Below are 16,535 nucleotides of genomic sequence, written 5' to 3' on the forward strand. Positions count from 1 at the left end.
ACTCAGTGCCGATTATCGAGCAGGTCGGAGCCCGCGAGATCCTCGATTCCCGCGGTAACCCGACGGTCGAGGTCGAGATTGCCCTGATCGACGGGACCTTTGCGCGCGCGGCGGTGCCGTCCGGCGCGTCGACCGGCGAGCACGAGGCTCACGAGTTGCGCGACGGCGGTGAGCGTTACGGCGGCAAAGGCGTGCAAAAGGCGGTGCAAGCCGTTCTCGACGAGATCGGCCCGGCGGTGATCGGGCTCAACGCCGACGACCAGCGGTTAGTGGACCAGGCGCTGGTCGACCTGGACGGCACCCCCGACAAGTCCCGGCTGGGCGCCAACGCAATCCTGGGCGTCTCGCTGGCCGTCGCCAAAGCGGCCGCCGACTCCGCCGAGCTGCCGCTGTTCCGCTATGTCGGCGGACCCAACGCCCACATCCTGCCGGTGCCGATGATGAACATCGTCAACGGCGGTGCGCACGCGCACACCGCTGTCGACATCCAGGAGTTCATGGTGGCGCCGATCGGCGCCCCCAGCTTCAATGAGGCGCTGCGCTGGGGCGCCGAGGTGTACCACTCACTCAAATCGGTGCTGCAAAAGCAGGGGTTGAGCACCGCCCTGGGCGACGAGGGCGGCTTCGCCCCGGACGTGGCCCACACCAAAGCGGCCCTGGACCTGATCTGCCAGGGCATCGAGTCGGCGGGTCTGAAACTCGGTACCGATGTGGCGCTGGCCATCGATGCGGCGGCCACCGAATTCCACAACGAGGGCACCGGGTACATCTTCGAGGGCAGCACCCGCAGCGCCGAGCACATGGCGGAGTTCTACGCCGACCTGCTCGGCTCCTACCCGCTGATCTCCATCGAAGACCCGCTCTCCGAAGACGATTGGGACGGTTGGGCGGCGCTGACGGCGGCGATCGGCGACCGCGTGCAAATCGTCGGCGACGACATCTTCGTAACCAATCCCGAGCGCCTGGAAGAAGGCATCGAAAAGGGTGTGGCAAACGCGTTGCTGGTCAAGGTGAACCAGATCGGCACGCTGACCGAGACCCTCGACGCGGTCGCGCTGGCGCACCACAGCGGGTACCGCACGATGATGAGCCATCGCAGCGGCGAGACCGAAGACACCACGATCGCCGATCTGGCGGTGGCCGTCGGCAGCGGGCAGATCAAGACCGGCGCACCCGCCCGCAGTGAGCGTGTCGCCAAGTACAACCAGCTGCTGCGGATCGAGGAAGCGCTGGGCGACGCCGCCCGTTACGCCGGCGATCTGGCGTTCCCGCGGTATGCCCCGGAGGCCAAATAGCTTGCCCGCCAAGCCGGATCCGAAACGGCGCTCCCCGGCATCGCGCCCGGGGAAGGCCGGGGATTCGGTTCGGCGCCGCCGCACGGCCAAGCCGTCTTCCAAGCCGTCCCAAACCGCGAAGCAGCCCAGCGCGCGGTCGGTCGAGCATGTCGTCGAGCCCATCAAGCGACAGGCGGTCGAATCGGTGGAACAGCGGTCCGAGCAGCGGCTGGGTTTCACCGCGCGGCGGGCGGCGGTGCTCGCCGCTGTCGTCTGCGTGCTGACGCTCACCATCGCCGGTCCGGTGCGGACCTACTTTGCACAGCGCACGGAGATGAATCAGTTGATGGCAAGCGAAGCCGCGTTGCGCGCTCAGATCGCCGAACTCGAGCAGAAGAAGGCCAAACTCGGTGATCCGGCCTACATCGCCGCGCAGGCGCGCGAGCGGCTCGGCTTCGTGAAGCCGGGCGACATCCCGTTCCAGGTCCAGCTGCCCGCGACCGCGGCGACACCTTCCGAGCCGGGAAACCAGACGGCGAAACCCGCCAACAGCGATCCCTGGTACACGTCGCTCTGGCACACCATCGCCGACGCGCCACACCTGCCGCCGGCCAATGTTCCCCCGGCCGAAGTCCCGCCCGCCCCATCGGAACCGGGCCCAGCCGGTCCCGTTCCGCCGGGCCCATCGAACCCCACGGCGCCCGGTGGTTGATCGTGCCGACCTGGAGGCCGTGGCGCGTCAGCTCGGGCGTGAGCCGCGCGGCGTGCTCGAGATTGCTTACCGCTGCCCCAACGGCGAGCCCGGCGTGGTGAAGACCGCACCGAAACTTCCTGACGGCACGCCGTTTCCGACGCTGTACTACCTGACACATCCGGTGTTGACCGCGGCCGCGAGCAGGCTGGAAACGACAGGCTTGATGCGTGAGATGACCGAGCGGCTGCGGCGTGACCCGGAACTGGCAGCCGCGTACCGGCGAGCCCACGAGTCGTATCTGGCCGAACGGGACGCGATCGAGCCGCTGGGCACAACGTTTTCCGGTGGCGGAATGCCGGACCGGGTCAAGTGCCTGCACGTGCTGATCGCGCACTCGCTGGCCAAGGGGCCCGGTTGCAATCCACTCGGTGACGAGGCGCTGGCGATCCTGGCCCCCGAGCCGGCAATGGCGGGTGTTTTGCCGGCGGGCCAATGGTGAGCAGGCTCGCCGGAATCGACTGCGGCACCAACTCGATTCGTTTGTTGATCGCCGATGTGACCGATGGCCGGCTGCGCGACGTGCATCGCGAGACCCGAATCGTGCGGCTGGGGCAGGGCGTGGATGCGACGGGCGAGTTCGCGCCGGAGGCGATCGCCCGAACCCGCGGCGCTTTGACCGATTACGCGTCGCTGCTCGAGCGTCACGGCGTCGAGCGGGTGCGGATGGTGGCCACGTCGGCGGCGCGCGACGTCGCCAATCGTGATGTCTTCTTTGCGATGACGGCCGACGTGCTGGGCGCTGTGGTGCCGGGCGCGGAGGCGGAGGTGATCACCGGCGCCGAAGAGGCGGCGCTTTCCTTCCGTGGAGCCGTAGGCGAATTAGACCCTGCTGCAGGGCCTTTCGTGGTCGTCGACCTGGGCGGCGGCTCTACCGAGATCGCAGTCGGCGGCGAGGCGGTGGTGGGTAGCTACTCGGCCGACATCGGTTGCGTCCGGCTGACCGAACGCTGCCTGCATTCGGACCCGCCGACGCCCGACGAGGTGGAGGCGGCCCGCGCGGTGGTGCGCGAACGTCTTGAGGTCGCGCTTGGCGTGGTGCCGGTGGAGGGGGCGCGGACCTGGGTCGGGCTGGCCGGGACGATGACCACGCTGTCCGCGCTGGCCCACAACATGACGACGTATGACTCTGCGGCCATTCATCTTTCGCGAGTACCCGGCGGCGATCTGCTGGCGGTGTGCGAGCGGTTGATCGCGATGTCCCGATCCGAACGTGCGGCGCTGCCACCGATGCACGAGGGGCGTGCCGACGTGATCGGCGGGGGTGCGATCGTGGTCGAGGAGTTGGCGCGCGAGTTGCGCGCCCGCGCCGGCATCGATGAGTTGACCGTCAGCGAGCACGACATCCTGGACGGCATCGTGCTGTCGATCGCGGAGTAAGTCACAGCCGCCACTTGCGTCTCTGCGCCGGAAGAACTTGACGATTTGCCCGCCTCACAGCGACAAGGCCGGGGGTCATACCGGTATGCAATGGTGCGGCGATGAATCTTCAGGGAATCGAACTGCGTTATGTGCTCACGACGTACATCGCTCACAATGGGCCAGCGACCATCGGCGAAATGATCGAAGCTCTCGGCCGGCAGGGTTTTCAAGTCCCCGGTAGGGCCTCGAAGGTCATTTCGGACGCCTTGCGTTGGGAGATCGGCCGAGACAGGGTGCGTCGCGTCGGCCGCGGCCGGTACGGACCGAGGTCCATCCCACGCTCCACTGAACACCGAATCCATCAGCGCGTGCTGGCTCTGCGTGAGGCGGCGCGCTGTCGCTATGAGGCGGGCAAATCGTCGAGTCCTCCGACGCGGGGGCGCAAGTGACAGATGTGACCACCGCCCACGGCGCTGTACAAACTCACGCCTCGAACCGATACCCCATGCCCGACTCGGTCAACAGATGCTTGGGATGCGACGGGTCGTCCTCGAGTTTGCGTCGCAGCTGCGCCAAATACACTCGCAGATAATGTGTTTCGGTGGCGTACGCCGGGCCCCATACCTCTTTGAGGAGCTCTTCGCGGCCGACCAGCTTGCCGCGATTGCGGACCAGCACTTCGAGCATCCCCCATTCGGTCGGGGTGAGATGGACCTCGGCGTTGTTCTTGGTGACCTTCTTGGCGGCCAGATCGACGGTGAACGCCTCCGTCTCGATCACCGGCTGCTCCAGCTCGGACGCCGCGGCATTGCGCCGGACGGCCGCCCGCAGCCGGGCTAAAAACTCGTCCATCCCAAAGGGTTTCGTGACATAGTCGTCGGCCCCGGCGTCGAGGGCCTCCACCTTGTCCGACGAGTCGGTACGCGCCGACAACACAATCACCGGTGCGGTGAGCCAGCCGCGCAGGCCGGCCAGCACGTCGATACCGGAGATGTCGGGCAGGCCCAGGTCGAGGATCACCACGTCGGGTTTGTGCTCGGCGGCTGCCCGCAGCGCGCCCGCACCGCTCGAGGCGGTGATCACTTCGTATCCCCGCACGGACAGGTTGATGCGCAGCGCCCGCAGGATCTGCGGCTCGTCGTCGATCACCAACACCCGGGTCATCGCTCACCCATCGGTTCCGGGGCAGCCAACTCCACCGTCACGGTCAGCCCTCCGCCCGGAGTGTCACCGGCCGCGATGGTGCCGCCCATCGCTTCGACGAAGCCCCGCGCAACCGACATGCCCAGACCCACCCCCGTGCTGTTGTCCTGATCACCGAGGCGCTGGAACGCTTCGAAGATCTGCTCCTCTGCCCCGTGCGGAATGCCGGGACCCTCGTCGATGACGTTGATCAAAACCCGATCGCCCACGCGCCCCGCGTTGACCCGAACCACACAGTTGGGCGCGTATCGCAGCGCATTGTCAATCAGGTTGGCGAGGACGCGTTCCAGCAGCCCCGCGTCGGCCAGGGCCACGGCGTCGCCCACATCGACCTTGACCCGATCGATGGCGGATCGGTAGAAGCCCGTGGCGCCCTTACCGATGCTGATCAGCGCCCGTTGCACCGTTTCCTCCAGGTAGATCCGGCGCAGGTCGGGGTGCACCACGCCGGCGGCCAGGCGCGACGAATCAAGCAGGTTTCCGACCAATGCGGTCAGCTGATCGATCGACTCCTCGATGGTCGCCAGCAGTTCCGCCGTGTCGGCGGGCGAAAAGGCGACGTCCTCCGCACGCAGGCTGGACACCGCGACCTTGGCCGCCGCCAGCGGCGTCCGCAAATCGTGGCTGACCGCCGACAACAGGGAGCGCCGCAGCTCGTCGGCCCGCACGATCGCCTCGGCCCGGCTGGCTTCCTCGGCCAGCTCGCGCTGCCGGATCAGACCCGCGGCCTGCTTGGCCACCGCGCTCAGCACCCGGCGGTCGCGCGCCGAAAGCTTCCTGCCCGCCAGCAGCATCCAGAACTCGTCGTCGCCGACCTCGATCGCGGTGTCGGCGGAATCGACGGTGGCACAAGGATCCTTGCCCACGCAGGCGACGACGTCGGCCTTGCTGCCGCCGGCGCGGTCCTCCGCGCTGGGTTCGCGCAGCATGCTGACCGCGCGTTGCGAGTAGGTCTCGCGGACACGCTCGAGCAGCGTCTCGAGATCAGCACCGCGCAACACCGAGCCCGCGAACAGGATCAGGAGCTCGGCCTCCTGGGAGGCGCGACGGGCTTCCCGCGTCCGTTTGGTCGCACCGTCGACCAGCACCGCGACCGCGACCGCGACCAGCAGCAGCACCAGTTCGGTGACGGCGGCATCGGGTTCGGCGATGGTGAAGGTGTGCCGGGGGGCGGTCAGGAAGTAGTTCAGCAACAGGCTGGACAGCACCGCCGAGACTACTGCCGGGGCAACGCCTCCCAGCAGTCCGACCAGCAGCACTCCGACGAAGAACAGTGCGCTGTCGCCGCTGGTGCCCAGATATGGGTCGAGCGCTGTCACGATGACCGCGCAGATGGCCGACGGCACGATGATGGCCGCCAGCCATGACGCCACCCGCCGCTCGTTGGGCGCCAGTGACGCGGCGCGAAAGCCGCGTTTGGATTCCTCGTGGGTGACCAGGTGCACGTCGATCTTGCCCGACTGCTCGACGATCCTCGCGCCGATCCCCTCCTCGAAGAGCCGCGTCCACCGCGACCGCCGCGAGGTGCCGATCACCAGCTGGGTGGCGTTCATCTCGCGGGCGAACTCGAGTAGGGCAGTGGCCACGTCATCACCGACTACGGTATGCAGCGAGGCGTCCAGACTGCTCGCCAGCTCACGGATCTTGGCCATCCGCGCCTCCGACAGGCCGGCCAGGCCGTCACCGCGGATGACGTGCACCACCATCAACTCGGCGCTGGACTTCGACGCGATCCGGGATGCCCGTCGCACCAACGTCTCCGACTCCGGGCCGCCGGTAACCGCCACCACGACCCGCTCCCGGGCCTCCCAAATCTCGGTGATCTTGTTCTCGGCCCGATATTTGGCCAGCGCCATGTCGACCTGATCGGCCAGCCAGAGCAGCGCCAGTTCTCTTAACGCGGTGAGGTTTCCGCGGCGGAAGTAATTGGACAGCGCCGCATCGATGCGCTCGGACGCGTACACGTTGCCGTGAGAGAGCCTGCGGCGCAATGCCTCCGGTGTGATGTCGATCAGCTCAACCTGCGAGGCCTGCCGAACGATGGAGTCCGGGATGGTCTCTTTTTGTTCGATGCCGGTGATTTGGGCGACGACGTCGTTGAGACTTTCCAGATGCTGGACATTGACGGTGGAGATCACCGTGATCCCGGCGTCGAGCAGTTCCTCGACATCCTGCCAGCGCTTGGCGTTCTTGCTGCCTGGCGTATTGGTGTGCGCGAGCTCGTCGACGAGGACGACTTGGGGTCTGCGCGCCAGGACGGCCGGAACGTCGAGTTCGGGGAAGGTGCCGCCGCGGTATTCGATGTAGCGGGGCGGGACGAACTCGATGCCCTCAAGCAGCTCAGCGGTTTTCGCCCTGCCGTGCGTCTCGATCACGCCGGCCACGAGGTCGGTACCGCGTTCGAGCCTGCGATGAGCCTCGCCGAGCATCGCGTACGTCTTGCCCACCCCCGGAGCTGAGCCGAGGTAAATCCGCAGCTCGCCGCGCTTGGGACGGTGGTCAACGACACTCACGTCAACCATCATCCCCCTATCGCGCTAGCTCGAGACCGGATATTTGTGATCGAGTGTCAGGTTGAGTTGCAACACATTGACGCAAGGTCCACCGAAAAAACCAAGGGTGCGGCCGCTTGTGTACTGGGCTACCACCGCACGTATCTGATCCAGACTGACGTGCCGGGCCTTGGCCACCCTGGGCAATTGGATGGCAGCGTAGGCAGGCGAGATATTCGGGTCGAGACCGCTGCCGCTGGCGGTGACGGCGTCGGCGGGCACGGCGGGGTCTGCCGGTGCGGCGCCACGGATGGGCACCATCTGGCCGATCGAGTAGTCCTCGCCGTACTTTGCGCATTCGACGCGGACACCCTCGTAGAGCGTCAGGAACGGTGCCGGCGTCGTCTGGCACGGCTCGTTGACGCTGACCACCCGGGTGGGATGGACGACGTTTCCGCGCGCGTCACGGGGTCCGATCACCGACAGCACCGCACCCACACCGCCGCCGGTGCAGAACGGTCGCGATCCGTCCACACCTTCGAGCTGGCCCACGGCCGTGCTGCGCGCACAGACCGTTGTCAGCAGGCTCGGCTTGAATCCCGCATCCGACGCAGACTTTCCGGCCGTCACCTGTGACGGGTCGGCGGGTGTGTCGACGATGCTCTCCGGCCCGAGGTTGCTCGCGCTCGACGAGAGCGGGTCATACCCGGTGCCCGCCGCCGAGGGCCGGCTCTGGAAGTACTGCGGCATCGGGTTGCCGTCCTTGTCGGTGAACAGCTGACCGATGAGCCGGCTGCCCACCGGCTTGCCGTTGGCGGTGAGAATCGACCCTTCCGCCTTATCGCGTAGCCCGGGCAGCTGCGCGACTAGCCAGATGGCTAACGGGTAGGCGAGACCGGTGATGACGGTCAGCACCAGCAGCGCGCGCAAGGCCGCCCAGTGCATGCGGGCGAAATTCGAGAAGCTCATGTCAGGACATCCCCGGGACGAATTGGATGATCAGGTCGATCAGCTTGATTCCGACGAACGGGGCGACGATGCCGCCCAGGCCGTAGATATACAGGTTGCGGCTCAACAGCTTTGACGCACTGCTCGGTGTGTAGCGGACGCCGCGCAGCGACAACGGGATCAACGCCACGATCACCAGCGCGTTGAAGATCACCGCGGACAGGATCGCCGACTGTGGGCTGTGCAGCCGCATGATGTTGATCGTGTCCAGCCCGGGGAAGAGCGCGACGAACATGGCCGGGATGATCGCGAAATACTTTGCGATGTCGTTGGCGATCGAGAAGGTGGTCAACGCGCCGCGGGTGATCAGCAGCTGCTTGCCGATCTCGACGATTTCGATGAGCTTGGTGGGGTCGGAGTCGAGGTCGACCATGTTGCCCGCCTCTTTGGCGGCTGACGTACCGGTGTTCATCGCCACGCCCACGTCGGCCTGAGCCAGCGCCGGAGCATCGTTGGTGCCGTCGCCGGTCATCGCGACCAGCTTGCCGCCCTCCTGCTCGCGCTTGATCAGCTCGAGTTTGTCCTCGGGCGTCGCCTCGGCGAGGAAGTCATCGACGCCGGCCTCATCGGCGATCGCCCTGGCGGTCAAGGGATTATCGCCGGTGATCATCACCGTCCGAATGCCCATCCTGCGCATCTCGTCGAATCGATCACGCATGCCTTGCTTCACGACGTCCTTGAGGTGGATGACACCCAGGACCGCCGCCTCCCCATCGCGACTCTCCCCGACGACCAGCGGGGTGCCGCCGCCGGCGGAGATGCCGTCGACGAGCTCGCCGAGCTGCTGGGGAACCTTGCCGCCTTGGCCGCGTACCCATTCCGCGACGGAGCTGGCCGCGCCCTTGCGCAGTTGGTGTCCGTCGACGTCTACGCCCGACATCCGGGTGGCCGCGGAGAAACTCACCCATCGGGCGTGCGAGAGTTCACCGGGAGTGCGGGCACGCAGCCCGAAGTGCTGTTTGGCGTACACGACGATCGAGCGTCCCTCTGGTGTTTCGTCGGCAAGGCTGGACAACTGCGCGGCATCGGCCAGTTGTTCATTGGTGACGCCGTCAAGGGGGACGAAGGCGGCGGCCTGCCGATTGCCGAGGGTGATGGTCCCGGTTTTGTCGAGTAGCAACGTGTTGACGTCGCCGGCGGCTTCGACCGCGCGTCCGGACATGGCGAGCACGTTGCGTTGCACCAGCCGGTCCATGCCCGCGATGCCGATCGCGGAAAGCAGCGCGCCGATGGTCGTCGGGATCAGGCAGACCAGCAATGACACCATCACGATCCCGGTGACGCCATTCGCGTTGAGCGCCTGGGTGTCTGGGACGCCGGGATTGTTCATCTTCGAATAGATCGCCAACGGCTGCAGGGTGGCGACGGCGAAAACGAAGATGATCGTCAACGCGGCCAACAGAATGTTGAGCGCGATCTCGTTGGGGGTCTTCTGCCGGTTGGCGCCCTCGACGAGCGCGATCATCCGGTCGATGAAGCTCTCCCCGGGCTTTTGGGTGATCCGCACGACGATGCGGTCGCTGAGCACGGTGGTTCCGCCGGTGACCGCCGAGCGGTCACCACCGGACTCGCGGATTACCGGTGCGGACTCACCGGTGATAGCCGACTCGTCCACGGAGGCAATGCCTTCGACGACGTCGCCGTCACCCGGGATGACCTGGCCCGCCTCGACCACGACGACGTCACCCTGCTGAAGGAGCGGCGCGGCGACCTCTTCCTCCACGGCCGGGGCGCCCGGCCGGTAGTCCTTGAGTCGTCGCGCCAACGTCTGACTCTTGGCGCGGCGCAGCGTTTCCGCCTGGGCCTTGCCGCGGCCTTCGGCGACCGCCTCCGCGAGGTTGGCGAAAAAGACGGTGAGCCATAGCCACACCACGATCAACCATGCGAACCAGGTCGGGTTGATGATCGCCAGCGCGGTGCTCCAGGTGGCGCCGATCTCGACGATGAACATGACCGGGTTGCGCCACAAGGTATGCGGGTTGAGTTTGCGCAGCGCATCGGGCGTCGACTTCCACAGCATCCTCGGATCGAGGAGGCCGCCCTGCACGCGTTTGGTGCTTGTGTGCTCCGTCGGCTGGGTCTCCTCAGCCGGGTCGACGGTCGTCGCGGTCATCAGTGAATTCCTTCAGCGAGAGGTCCGAGCGCCAGCATGGGAAGGAAGGTGAGGGCGACGAGAATCAGGGTCACCCCGGCGACCATTCCCACAAATTGTGGCCGATGGGTGGGCAGCGTCCCGGCCGATGCCGGTGTCTGACCCTGCTTGGCCAGCGAGCCGGCCAGCGCCAGCACGAGCACGATCGGCAGGAATCTGCCGAAGACCATCGCCAGGCCGAGCGCGGTGTTGTACCAGTTGGTGTTGACGCTGATCCCGGCGAATGCCGACCCGTTGTTGTTGGCCGCGGAGGTGAACGCGTACAGCACCTCCGACAACCCGTGCGGTCCGGAGTTCAGCATGCCGGCGCGTTCGCCCGGCAGCGCCATCGCGATTGCGGTTCCGGTCAACACGATCAGCGGCGTAACCAGGAAATAGCTTGCCGCGAGCTTGATTTCGCGTGGATTGATCTTCTTGCCGAGATACTCGGGGGTACGGCCGACCATCAGCCCCGCGACGAACACGGTGATCACCGCCAGGATCAGCATGCCGTACAGGCCGGACCCGGTGCCGCCGGGTGCGACCTCGCCGAGCTGCATGTTGAACATGGTCATCATGCCGCCGAGGCTGGTGTAGGAATCGTGGAAGGAGTCGACGGCACCGGTGGAAGTGAGCGTCGTCGAGTCGGCGAACACCGCGGAGTTGGCGACGCCGAACCGTTGCTCGACCCCCTCCATTGCCGAGCCGACCGCGGTCGGCACCGTGCCGTGGTGCCGCAGCTGGAACCACATCATGAAGGTCACGCTGATCGCGTACAGCGAAGCCATGACCGATGCGATCGCATATCCCTGCTTCTTGCTGCCCACCATGCGCCCAAAGGTGCGTGGCAGCGAGAAGCTGATCACCAGCAATAAGAAGATCTCCAGCCAGTTGGTCCACGCGGTCGGGTTCTCAAACGGGTGGGCGGAATTCGCGTTGTAGAAGCCGCCGCCGTTGGTGCCCAGTTCCTTGATGGCCTCCTGGCTGGCCACCGGGCCGCCGGTGATCGTCTGCTGCGCCCCGTTGAGGGCGGTGACGACCTGGTCGTTCAAGTGGAAGTTCTGAATCGCACCCCCCGCGATCAGTAGGAGCGCGCCCAGGGTCGCGATGGGCAGCAGAATCCGCAGCGTTCCGCGCACCAGGTCGACCCAGAAGTTCCCCAGTTCGCCTGTGCGCGTGCGGGCGAACCCCCGCACCAGCGCGATCGCCACGGCCATGCCGACGGCGGCGGAAACGAAGTTCTGCACCGCGAGACCGGCCATCTGCACGAGGTGGCCCTGGGTCGATTCGCCGGAATAGGCCTGCCAGTTGGTGTTGGTGACGAAGCTGACGGCGGTGTTCCACGCCAGCGCCGGGGTCATCTTGGTGGCCGGATCATGCAGATGCAGCGGCAATGTGCCTTGCACGAGCTGGAATACGAATAGAAAGAGGATGCTGATCGATGAGAACGCCAGCACACTGCGCGCGTAGGCGCCCCACGTTTGCTCCGAGCGCGCGTCAACCCCGATCAGGCGGTAGATGACCCGCTCGGCGTAACCGTCCTTCGCCGATGTGTAGACCCGATACATGTAGTCGCCCAAGGGCACATGCGCCGCGACCAGCGCCACGACGAGGACGATGAGGAAGATGACTCCTGCTGTCGTTGTGCTCACTAGAACCTTTCCGGGAACAGCAAGGCGCACGCGAGAAACAGCGCGAGGATGACGGAAAGCACTAAGCCGACGATGTTTTCGTAGTTCACAGCCGCTCGACCAACTTCTGCACCAGGCCTAGTAAGGCGAACACCGCCACCGTGAGCACGACGAACGCCACTACACCCATTTCGAGCCCATCTTGTCTCCGTTCCGCCCGATTACGTGCATACGAATGGGCCTCGTCAAGGCGGCCACAGCGCTATCTCGGAGGCATGGTCAGCTTGAAGTTAGCTGGCTCCGCGGGGCTAGGGCCTTTGGTTGACACTTTCCTAACGGCGCCGCGGAGCGCCTTTACGGTTTCTTAACGCCCGCAAGCGCGCGCAAATCCGTGCGACTATCCGGCCTCGGCGCCCGGACCGTCGATCATCGGGATCCGTACCCGGAAAACCGTTCTGCCCTCGCTGGATTCGGCGGTTACCGAGCCGTGGTGGGCCTTGACGATCGAATTAACGATGGCCAGGCCGAGCCCGGTGCCCGAGCTGTGGAGCCTGGAGTTGTCCGCCCGGGCAAACCGTTCGAACAGGCGGGGGAGAAGGTCCGGGTCGATGCCAGGGCCGTCGTCGGCGACGGTCAGTTCCACGCACGGCGCCTCGGGCCCGTCGCGGTGGCAGGTGATCCCGGTGGTGACGGTGACCCCGGGCGGGGTGTGCACCCGGGCGTTGTGGAGCAGGTTGCTGACGAGCTGATGCAGCCGCGCATGATCCCCGCGAACCCACACCGGCTCGTCGGGGAGGTCTTTGACCCAACGGTGCGTCGGCGCTGCGACCGCCGCGTCGTTGACGGCGTTGACGACGAGGTCGGCCAGGTCGACGTCCTCGCTTTGCAGGTCTTGTCCTTCGCCCAGGCGGGAGAGCAGTAGCAGCTCGTCGACAAGCAGCGTCATGCGCCGCGCTTCGGACTCGATGCGAGCCAGCGCGTATTCGGTGGTCGGCGGCAGCTCCGAGCTGTCTTGGCGGGTGAGTTCGGCGTATCCCTGAATCGCCGCCAGGGGGGTCCGCAGCTCGTGGCTGGCGTCGGTGATGAATTGCCGCATCCGCAGGTCGGATTCGGCGCGCTGCGCCAGCGCACTATCGACGTTGTCCAGCAACCGGTTCAAGGTGTGGCCGACGATGCCGACCTCGTTCTGCTGGTTGGTGTCCTTCGGCCGCACCCGGACGCTGATTCGGTGGTCGTCGTCGGTCAGCGGCATGGCGGCGACCTCCGCCGCGATGCCGGCCAGCCGCCGCAACGGTCGAAGGGTGTAGCCGACGACCCAAACGGTGAGGCCGGCGGTGACCGTCAACGCCGCCGCGATCAGCAGGGTGGTGGTGACCTGCTTGCGGGCGATGATTCGGTCGGCGAGGTTCAGCGACACCCCGGCAATCAGCACGTCGGATCCATCGACGTGGCTCTTGAGCCGGTAGAACCCAAGGCTGCCCAGGTTTTCGGTCCGTGGCGGGCCGTTTGCCCACGACTGCGCCTCGATGGTGCGGACCACGTCGGCGGGCGCCGGCCGTGCCTCGGCTTCCGAGAAGACCGCCGACCCGATCAGGGTGCCGTTGTGTAGCACCACGATCAGGTTTCCCGGCGTCTGATCGGTGAACTGCAGCATCGCCTCCGCCAGTGGCCTGGCGCCGTTGGCCGGATTGTGTTCACCCGTAACGTATTTCGTGTACGAGTGGCCCAACGCATCCAGGGACTCAGCGACGTCGGCGTCGCTCATCGCGGTGACGTAGCCGCGCAGGCTCAGCACGGACACGATCCCGACCGTCATCAGCACGACGCTGACCACCGCCAGTACACCCAATAGCAACTGCCGACGTAACGAACGGGGCAGCCACCGCGGAAGATCCCCGGACATGGCGTCCCGGTCCTGGCTCATTCCGGGGGCCGCAGCATGTATCCAACACCGCGCACGGTGTGAATCATCGGTTCGTGCCCGGAGTCGATCTTCTTCCTCAAGTAGGAGATGTAGAGGTCGACGATGCTGGTGCGCCCGGCGAAGTCGTAGTTCCAGACGCGGTCGAGGATCTCGCTGCGGCTCAGCGCGCGACGGGGATTGCGCATGAGGAAGCGCAACAGTTCGAACTCGGTCGAAGAAAGCGATATCTGTGTGCCGTCGCGGGTCACTTCGCGGCTGGCGGTGTCGAGTCTCAGATCGCCGACTTTGAGGGTCTCGACGGCCGGGGGCGACTGCTGGCCGGAACGGCGCAGCAACCCGCGTAGCCGGGCAACGAGCTCCTCGAGGCTGAACGGCTTGGTCATGTAGTCGTCGGCGCCGGCGGTCAGACCGGTGACCCGATCCATGACCGAGTCCCGCGCGGTTAGGAAGAGCGTCGGGGTGTAGGCATCCGACTGGCGGACGCGTTCCAGGATTCGCAGCCCGTCCACGTCGGGAAGCATGATGTCGAGCACCAGCACGTCGGGGCTGACCTTGTCGAACTTGGCGAGGGCCTCGCGCCCGTTGTGGGCGATGTCGACAACCCAGCCCTCATAGTGCAGCGCCATCTTCACCAGGTTGGTCAGCGCCGGTTCGTCATCGACCAGCAGGACCCTGATCGGTGATCCATCGGCGCGGTAAATCCTGGGCAGCTGCCCGAGTATGGCCTGGCGTGGGCGCTGGCCGCTCGCGTACGACATTGAGGTCATGTTCCTACATTCTGACAAGCCGCACACGTAACTGTCACCAAGTTCATAGAGTTCTCAAATGTAGATGTGTCAGGCGCGTCACATCAAAGCGCACTCAAATATGAGTTTTATATGTGTTGCATCAGCCAGCTTGAGATGAGTCCAACCCCCAAAAATACTGGGATACATAACCGTTGGTTTGGCCGAGCGTATCGGTTCTGAGGTTAGGCTCTCCAAATCACCGGCGCGCGAATGGATTTCGCTGATTGGCCGGAGACGACGATGTCTCCAAGTCCGTTAATTCGAAGTTGCGTGATGTTACGAATGTTGTTTGTCTGAAATAATTTTCGAGGCTTCATCCGTTGGATGAGGGGCCGATAGCCGTCTCCGTTCGGGTTGACAGAGACGGCGGCTTGCGCCGGTTATGCGCTGCGCCGCTCCCTTCTGCCAGACGCAGCGACCACGGCTACCCAACGAGCAAAGGGAAAGTAATGGATTTTGGCGCGTTGCCTCCGGAAATCAACTCCGGTCGAATGTACGTGGGGCCCGGGCCGGCGACGCTGCTGGCCGCGTCGGCGGGATGGGACTCGGTGGCCCTCGAGTTGAACTCCGCTGCCAGCGGGTACGAATCGGTGATCACGACCTTGACGGGGGAGTGGACGGGCCCGACGTCGATGTCGATGGCCGCCGCGGCCGCGCCCTACTTGGTGTGGCTGCGGGCCAGTGCCGAGCTGTGCGAGCAGTCGGCGACGCAGGCCACCACCGCCGCCGCGGCCTACGAAACGGCGTACGCGATGACGGTGCCGCCGCCGCTGATTGCGGCTAACCGCGCTCAGCTCACGGCGTTGATCGCCACCAACTTCCTCGGGCAGAACACACCGGCGATCATGGCCACCGAGGCCGAGTACAGCGAGATGTGGGCTCAGGACGCCACGGCGATGTACACCTACGCCGCCAGCTCGGCCGCCGCCTCAACCTTCAGCACGTTCGCGCCGCCACCCCAGACCACCAATCCGAGCGGGGCCGCCGGACAAGCCGGCGCGGTCGCCCAGGCGACCGGCACCCAGGCCGGCAGCACCGCGCAAACGGCCTCCTCACAGGTGATGTCGTCAGTGCCGCAAGCGTTACAGAGCCTGTCGACCCCGGGATCAACCTCCAGCGCCGGTCTGTCGCAGGCGGCAGTGGGCACCGGGGCGTCATTGGGGACGTCGGGGGCGTCCAGTCCGCTGGGTGCATTGTCGAGTCTGACCGGCACGTCCAAAAGTGCGACCAAGACCGCCAGTACCGGCCTGGGCGCCGCGTCGGGACTCGGCACGGCTCTCGGCGGCAGTGCCGGCACGGGCGACGCGGCCGGACTGGCGTCGGACGCGGTGGGTGTGGGATCCGATTTCGCTGGTCTCGGCGGCGATGGCGCGGGATTGGGCGCCGACGGCGCGGGAATCGGTATGGACGTGTACGGCCTGGGAATCGACATGCAGGGCGCGGGCTCAATCATCGGGGCCGAGGGGGGTGCCGTCCCTGGCTTGGGCGGTCTCGGGGACGCGAGTGGTCTGGGAGCTCTGGGGCCGGCCGGCGGACTCGGCGAAGGCGCGTCGGCTGGCGTGGGCCAGGCGGCCTCACTGGGAACCCTGTCGGTGCCGCCGAGTTGGGCCGACACCGTGTCATCGGTGACGCCGTTGCCCGCCGCGCTTGACGCCAACGCCACGACCGGCGGGTGGGGTGCCGCGACGACGGCGGCGCCAAGCGGTATATCCAAGCTGCCGCTGGGCGCCATGGTCGGGCGCGAGTCCGACGGTGCGGTTCACCGGATCGGGTTCCGCCCCTTACTCATCCCGCGTTCGCCGGTCGCCGGATAGGGCAGAGCCGCAAGGCCTACGAAACGAAAAGGGCCCGCACACCTTGGTGTGCGGGCCCTTTCGAGTGAAGACGCGGTGTCAGGCCCAGCTGGACCCAACGGCGCTGTCGGTGCTGGCCATGTTGCTGCCGGCGCTCTGCACCTTCTGCCCGTGGGCG

13 protein-coding genes and 1 pseudogene are annotated in these 16,535 nt (G+C 66.3%); 6 read left to right on the plus strand and 8 right to left on the minus strand.

Going from position 1 to position 16,535, the window contains the following annotated elements:
• The first annotated feature begins 5 nt into the window (after positions 1–5).
• From eno to A5758_RS26165, 5 genes are all read left to right on the plus strand, one after another.
• Positions 6–1,295, plus strand: coding sequence for a phosphopyruvate hydratase (eno, locus tag A5758_RS02730; protein WP_067201936.1), 1,290 nt, complete (start codon positions 6–8; stop codon positions 1,293–1,295).
• Complete coding sequence (locus tag A5758_RS02735) at positions 1,276–1,986, plus strand: septum formation initiator family protein (protein ID WP_231987198.1); 711 nt, start codon at positions 1,276–1,278, stop codon at positions 1,984–1,986. Before eno ends, A5758_RS02735 begins: the two co-directional genes overlap by 20 nt.
• On the plus strand, positions 1,979–2,467 hold the full coding sequence (locus tag A5758_RS02740; protein ID WP_067201928.1) for a DUF501 domain-containing protein: 489 nt from the start codon (positions 1,979–1,981) through the stop codon (positions 2,465–2,467). The genes A5758_RS02735 and A5758_RS02740 overlap by 8 nt, the downstream gene beginning before the upstream one ends.
• Positions 2,461–3,405 (plus strand): Ppx/GppA phosphatase family protein, encoded by a 945-nt coding sequence (locus A5758_RS02745; RefSeq protein ID WP_067735989.1) that lies wholly within the window; start codon positions 2,461–2,463, stop codon positions 3,403–3,405. Before A5758_RS02740 ends, A5758_RS02745 begins: the two co-directional genes overlap by 7 nt.
• A 101-nt stretch (positions 3,406–3,506) precedes the next feature.
• Positions 3,507–3,836 carry a hypothetical protein gene (locus A5758_RS26165; protein ID WP_082939538.1) on the plus strand — a complete coding sequence of 110 codons (330 nt, stop codon included), beginning with the start codon at positions 3,507–3,509 and terminating at the stop codon, positions 3,834–3,836.
• A gap of 34 nt (positions 3,837–3,870) precedes the next feature.
• Here A5758_RS26165 and A5758_RS02750 read toward each other — a convergent pair whose 3' ends face one another.
• From A5758_RS02750 to A5758_RS02785, 7 genes are all read right to left on the minus strand, one after another.
• The gene (locus A5758_RS02750) at positions 3,871–4,551 is read right to left on the minus strand and encodes a response regulator (protein ID WP_067201923.1); all 681 of its coding nucleotides are present in this window, start codon (positions 4,549–4,551) and stop codon (positions 3,871–3,873) included.
• Complete coding sequence (locus A5758_RS02755; RefSeq protein ID WP_067735992.1) at positions 4,548–7,115, minus strand: sensor histidine kinase KdpD; 2,568 nt, start codon at positions 7,113–7,115, stop codon at positions 4,548–4,550. The genes A5758_RS02750 and A5758_RS02755 overlap by 4 nt, the downstream gene beginning before the upstream one ends.
• Positions 7,116–7,127: 12 nt before the next feature.
• On the minus strand, positions 7,128–8,051 hold the full coding sequence (locus A5758_RS02760) for a potassium-transporting ATPase subunit C (protein WP_067735994.1): 924 nt from the start codon (positions 8,049–8,051) through the stop codon (positions 7,128–7,130).
• Position 8,052: 1 nt separating this feature from the next.
• Positions 8,053–10,203, minus strand: coding sequence for a potassium-transporting ATPase subunit KdpB (kdpB, locus tag A5758_RS02765; RefSeq protein WP_067735997.1), 2,151 nt, complete (start codon positions 10,201–10,203; stop codon positions 8,053–8,055).
• Complete coding sequence (gene kdpA, locus A5758_RS02770; protein ID WP_067736000.1) at positions 10,203–11,873, minus strand: potassium-transporting ATPase subunit KdpA; 1,671 nt, start codon at positions 11,871–11,873, stop codon at positions 10,203–10,205. The genes kdpB and kdpA overlap by 1 nt, the downstream gene beginning before the upstream one ends.
• Before the next feature lie 376 nt (positions 11,874–12,249).
• Positions 12,250–13,776 carry a cell wall metabolism sensor histidine kinase WalK gene (locus tag A5758_RS02780; protein WP_067736003.1) on the minus strand — a complete coding sequence of 509 codons (1,527 nt, stop codon included), beginning with the start codon at positions 13,774–13,776 and terminating at the stop codon, positions 12,250–12,252.
• Positions 13,773–14,543 (minus strand): response regulator transcription factor, encoded by a 771-nt coding sequence (locus tag A5758_RS02785; RefSeq protein WP_067736006.1) that lies wholly within the window; start codon positions 14,541–14,543, stop codon positions 13,773–13,775. Before A5758_RS02785 ends, A5758_RS02780 begins: the two co-directional genes overlap by 4 nt.
• Before the next feature lie 470 nt (positions 14,544–15,013).
• Between A5758_RS02785 and A5758_RS02790 the strand changes: the two genes are divergently transcribed.
• Positions 15,014–16,378: a PPE family protein gene (locus A5758_RS02790; protein WP_067736010.1), complete on the plus strand. Its 1,365-nt coding sequence runs from the start codon at positions 15,014–15,016 to the stop codon at positions 16,376–16,378.
• Between the two features lie 78 nt (positions 16,379–16,456).
• Here A5758_RS02790 and A5758_RS24935 read toward each other — a convergent pair.
• Positions 16,457–16,535 (minus strand): annotated as a pseudogene (locus tag A5758_RS24935) (type VII secretion protein EsxI); the annotation flags it as partial.

The sequence above is a fragment of the Mycobacterium sp. 852014-50255_SCH5639931 genome (genome assembly GCF_001665605.1).
In the GTDB taxonomy this organism is placed as follows: domain Bacteria; phylum Actinomycetota; class Actinomycetes; order Mycobacteriales; family Mycobacteriaceae; genus Mycobacterium; species Mycobacterium paraffinicum.

Coding starts and splice junctions, on each gene's coding strand:
- A5758_RS02750 (WP_067201923.1), bottom strand. CDS start 4,551: ATGACCCGGGTGTTGGTGATCGACGACGAGCCGCAGATCCTGCGGGCG.
- A5758_RS02785 (WP_067736006.1), bottom strand. CDS start 14,543: ATGACCTCAATGTCGTACGCGAGCGGCCAGCGCCCACGCCAGGCCATA.
- A5758_RS02735 (WP_231987198.1), top strand. CDS start 1,276: ATGCCCCGGAGGCCAAATAGCTTGCCCGCCAAGCCGGATCCGAAACGG.
- kdpB (WP_067735997.1), bottom strand. CDS start 10,203: ATGACCGCGACGACCGTCGACCCGGCTGAGGAGACCCAGCCGACGGAG.
- A5758_RS02780 (WP_067736003.1), bottom strand. CDS start 13,776: ATGAGCCAGGACCGGGACGCCATGTCCGGGGATCTTCCGCGGTGGCTG.
- A5758_RS02760 (WP_067735994.1), bottom strand. CDS start 8,051: ATGAGCTTCTCGAATTTCGCCCGCATGCACTGGGCGGCCTTGCGCGCG.
- A5758_RS26165 (WP_082939538.1), top strand. CDS start 3,507: ATGAATCTTCAGGGAATCGAACTGCGTTATGTGCTCACGACGTACATC.
- A5758_RS02745 (WP_067735989.1), top strand. CDS start 2,461: ATGGTGAGCAGGCTCGCCGGAATCGACTGCGGCACCAACTCGATTCGT.
- A5758_RS02755 (WP_067735992.1), bottom strand. CDS start 7,115: ATGATGGTTGACGTGAGTGTCGTTGACCACCGTCCCAAGCGCGGCGAG.
- A5758_RS02790 (WP_067736010.1), top strand. CDS start 15,014: ATGGATTTTGGCGCGTTGCCTCCGGAAATCAACTCCGGTCGAATGTAC.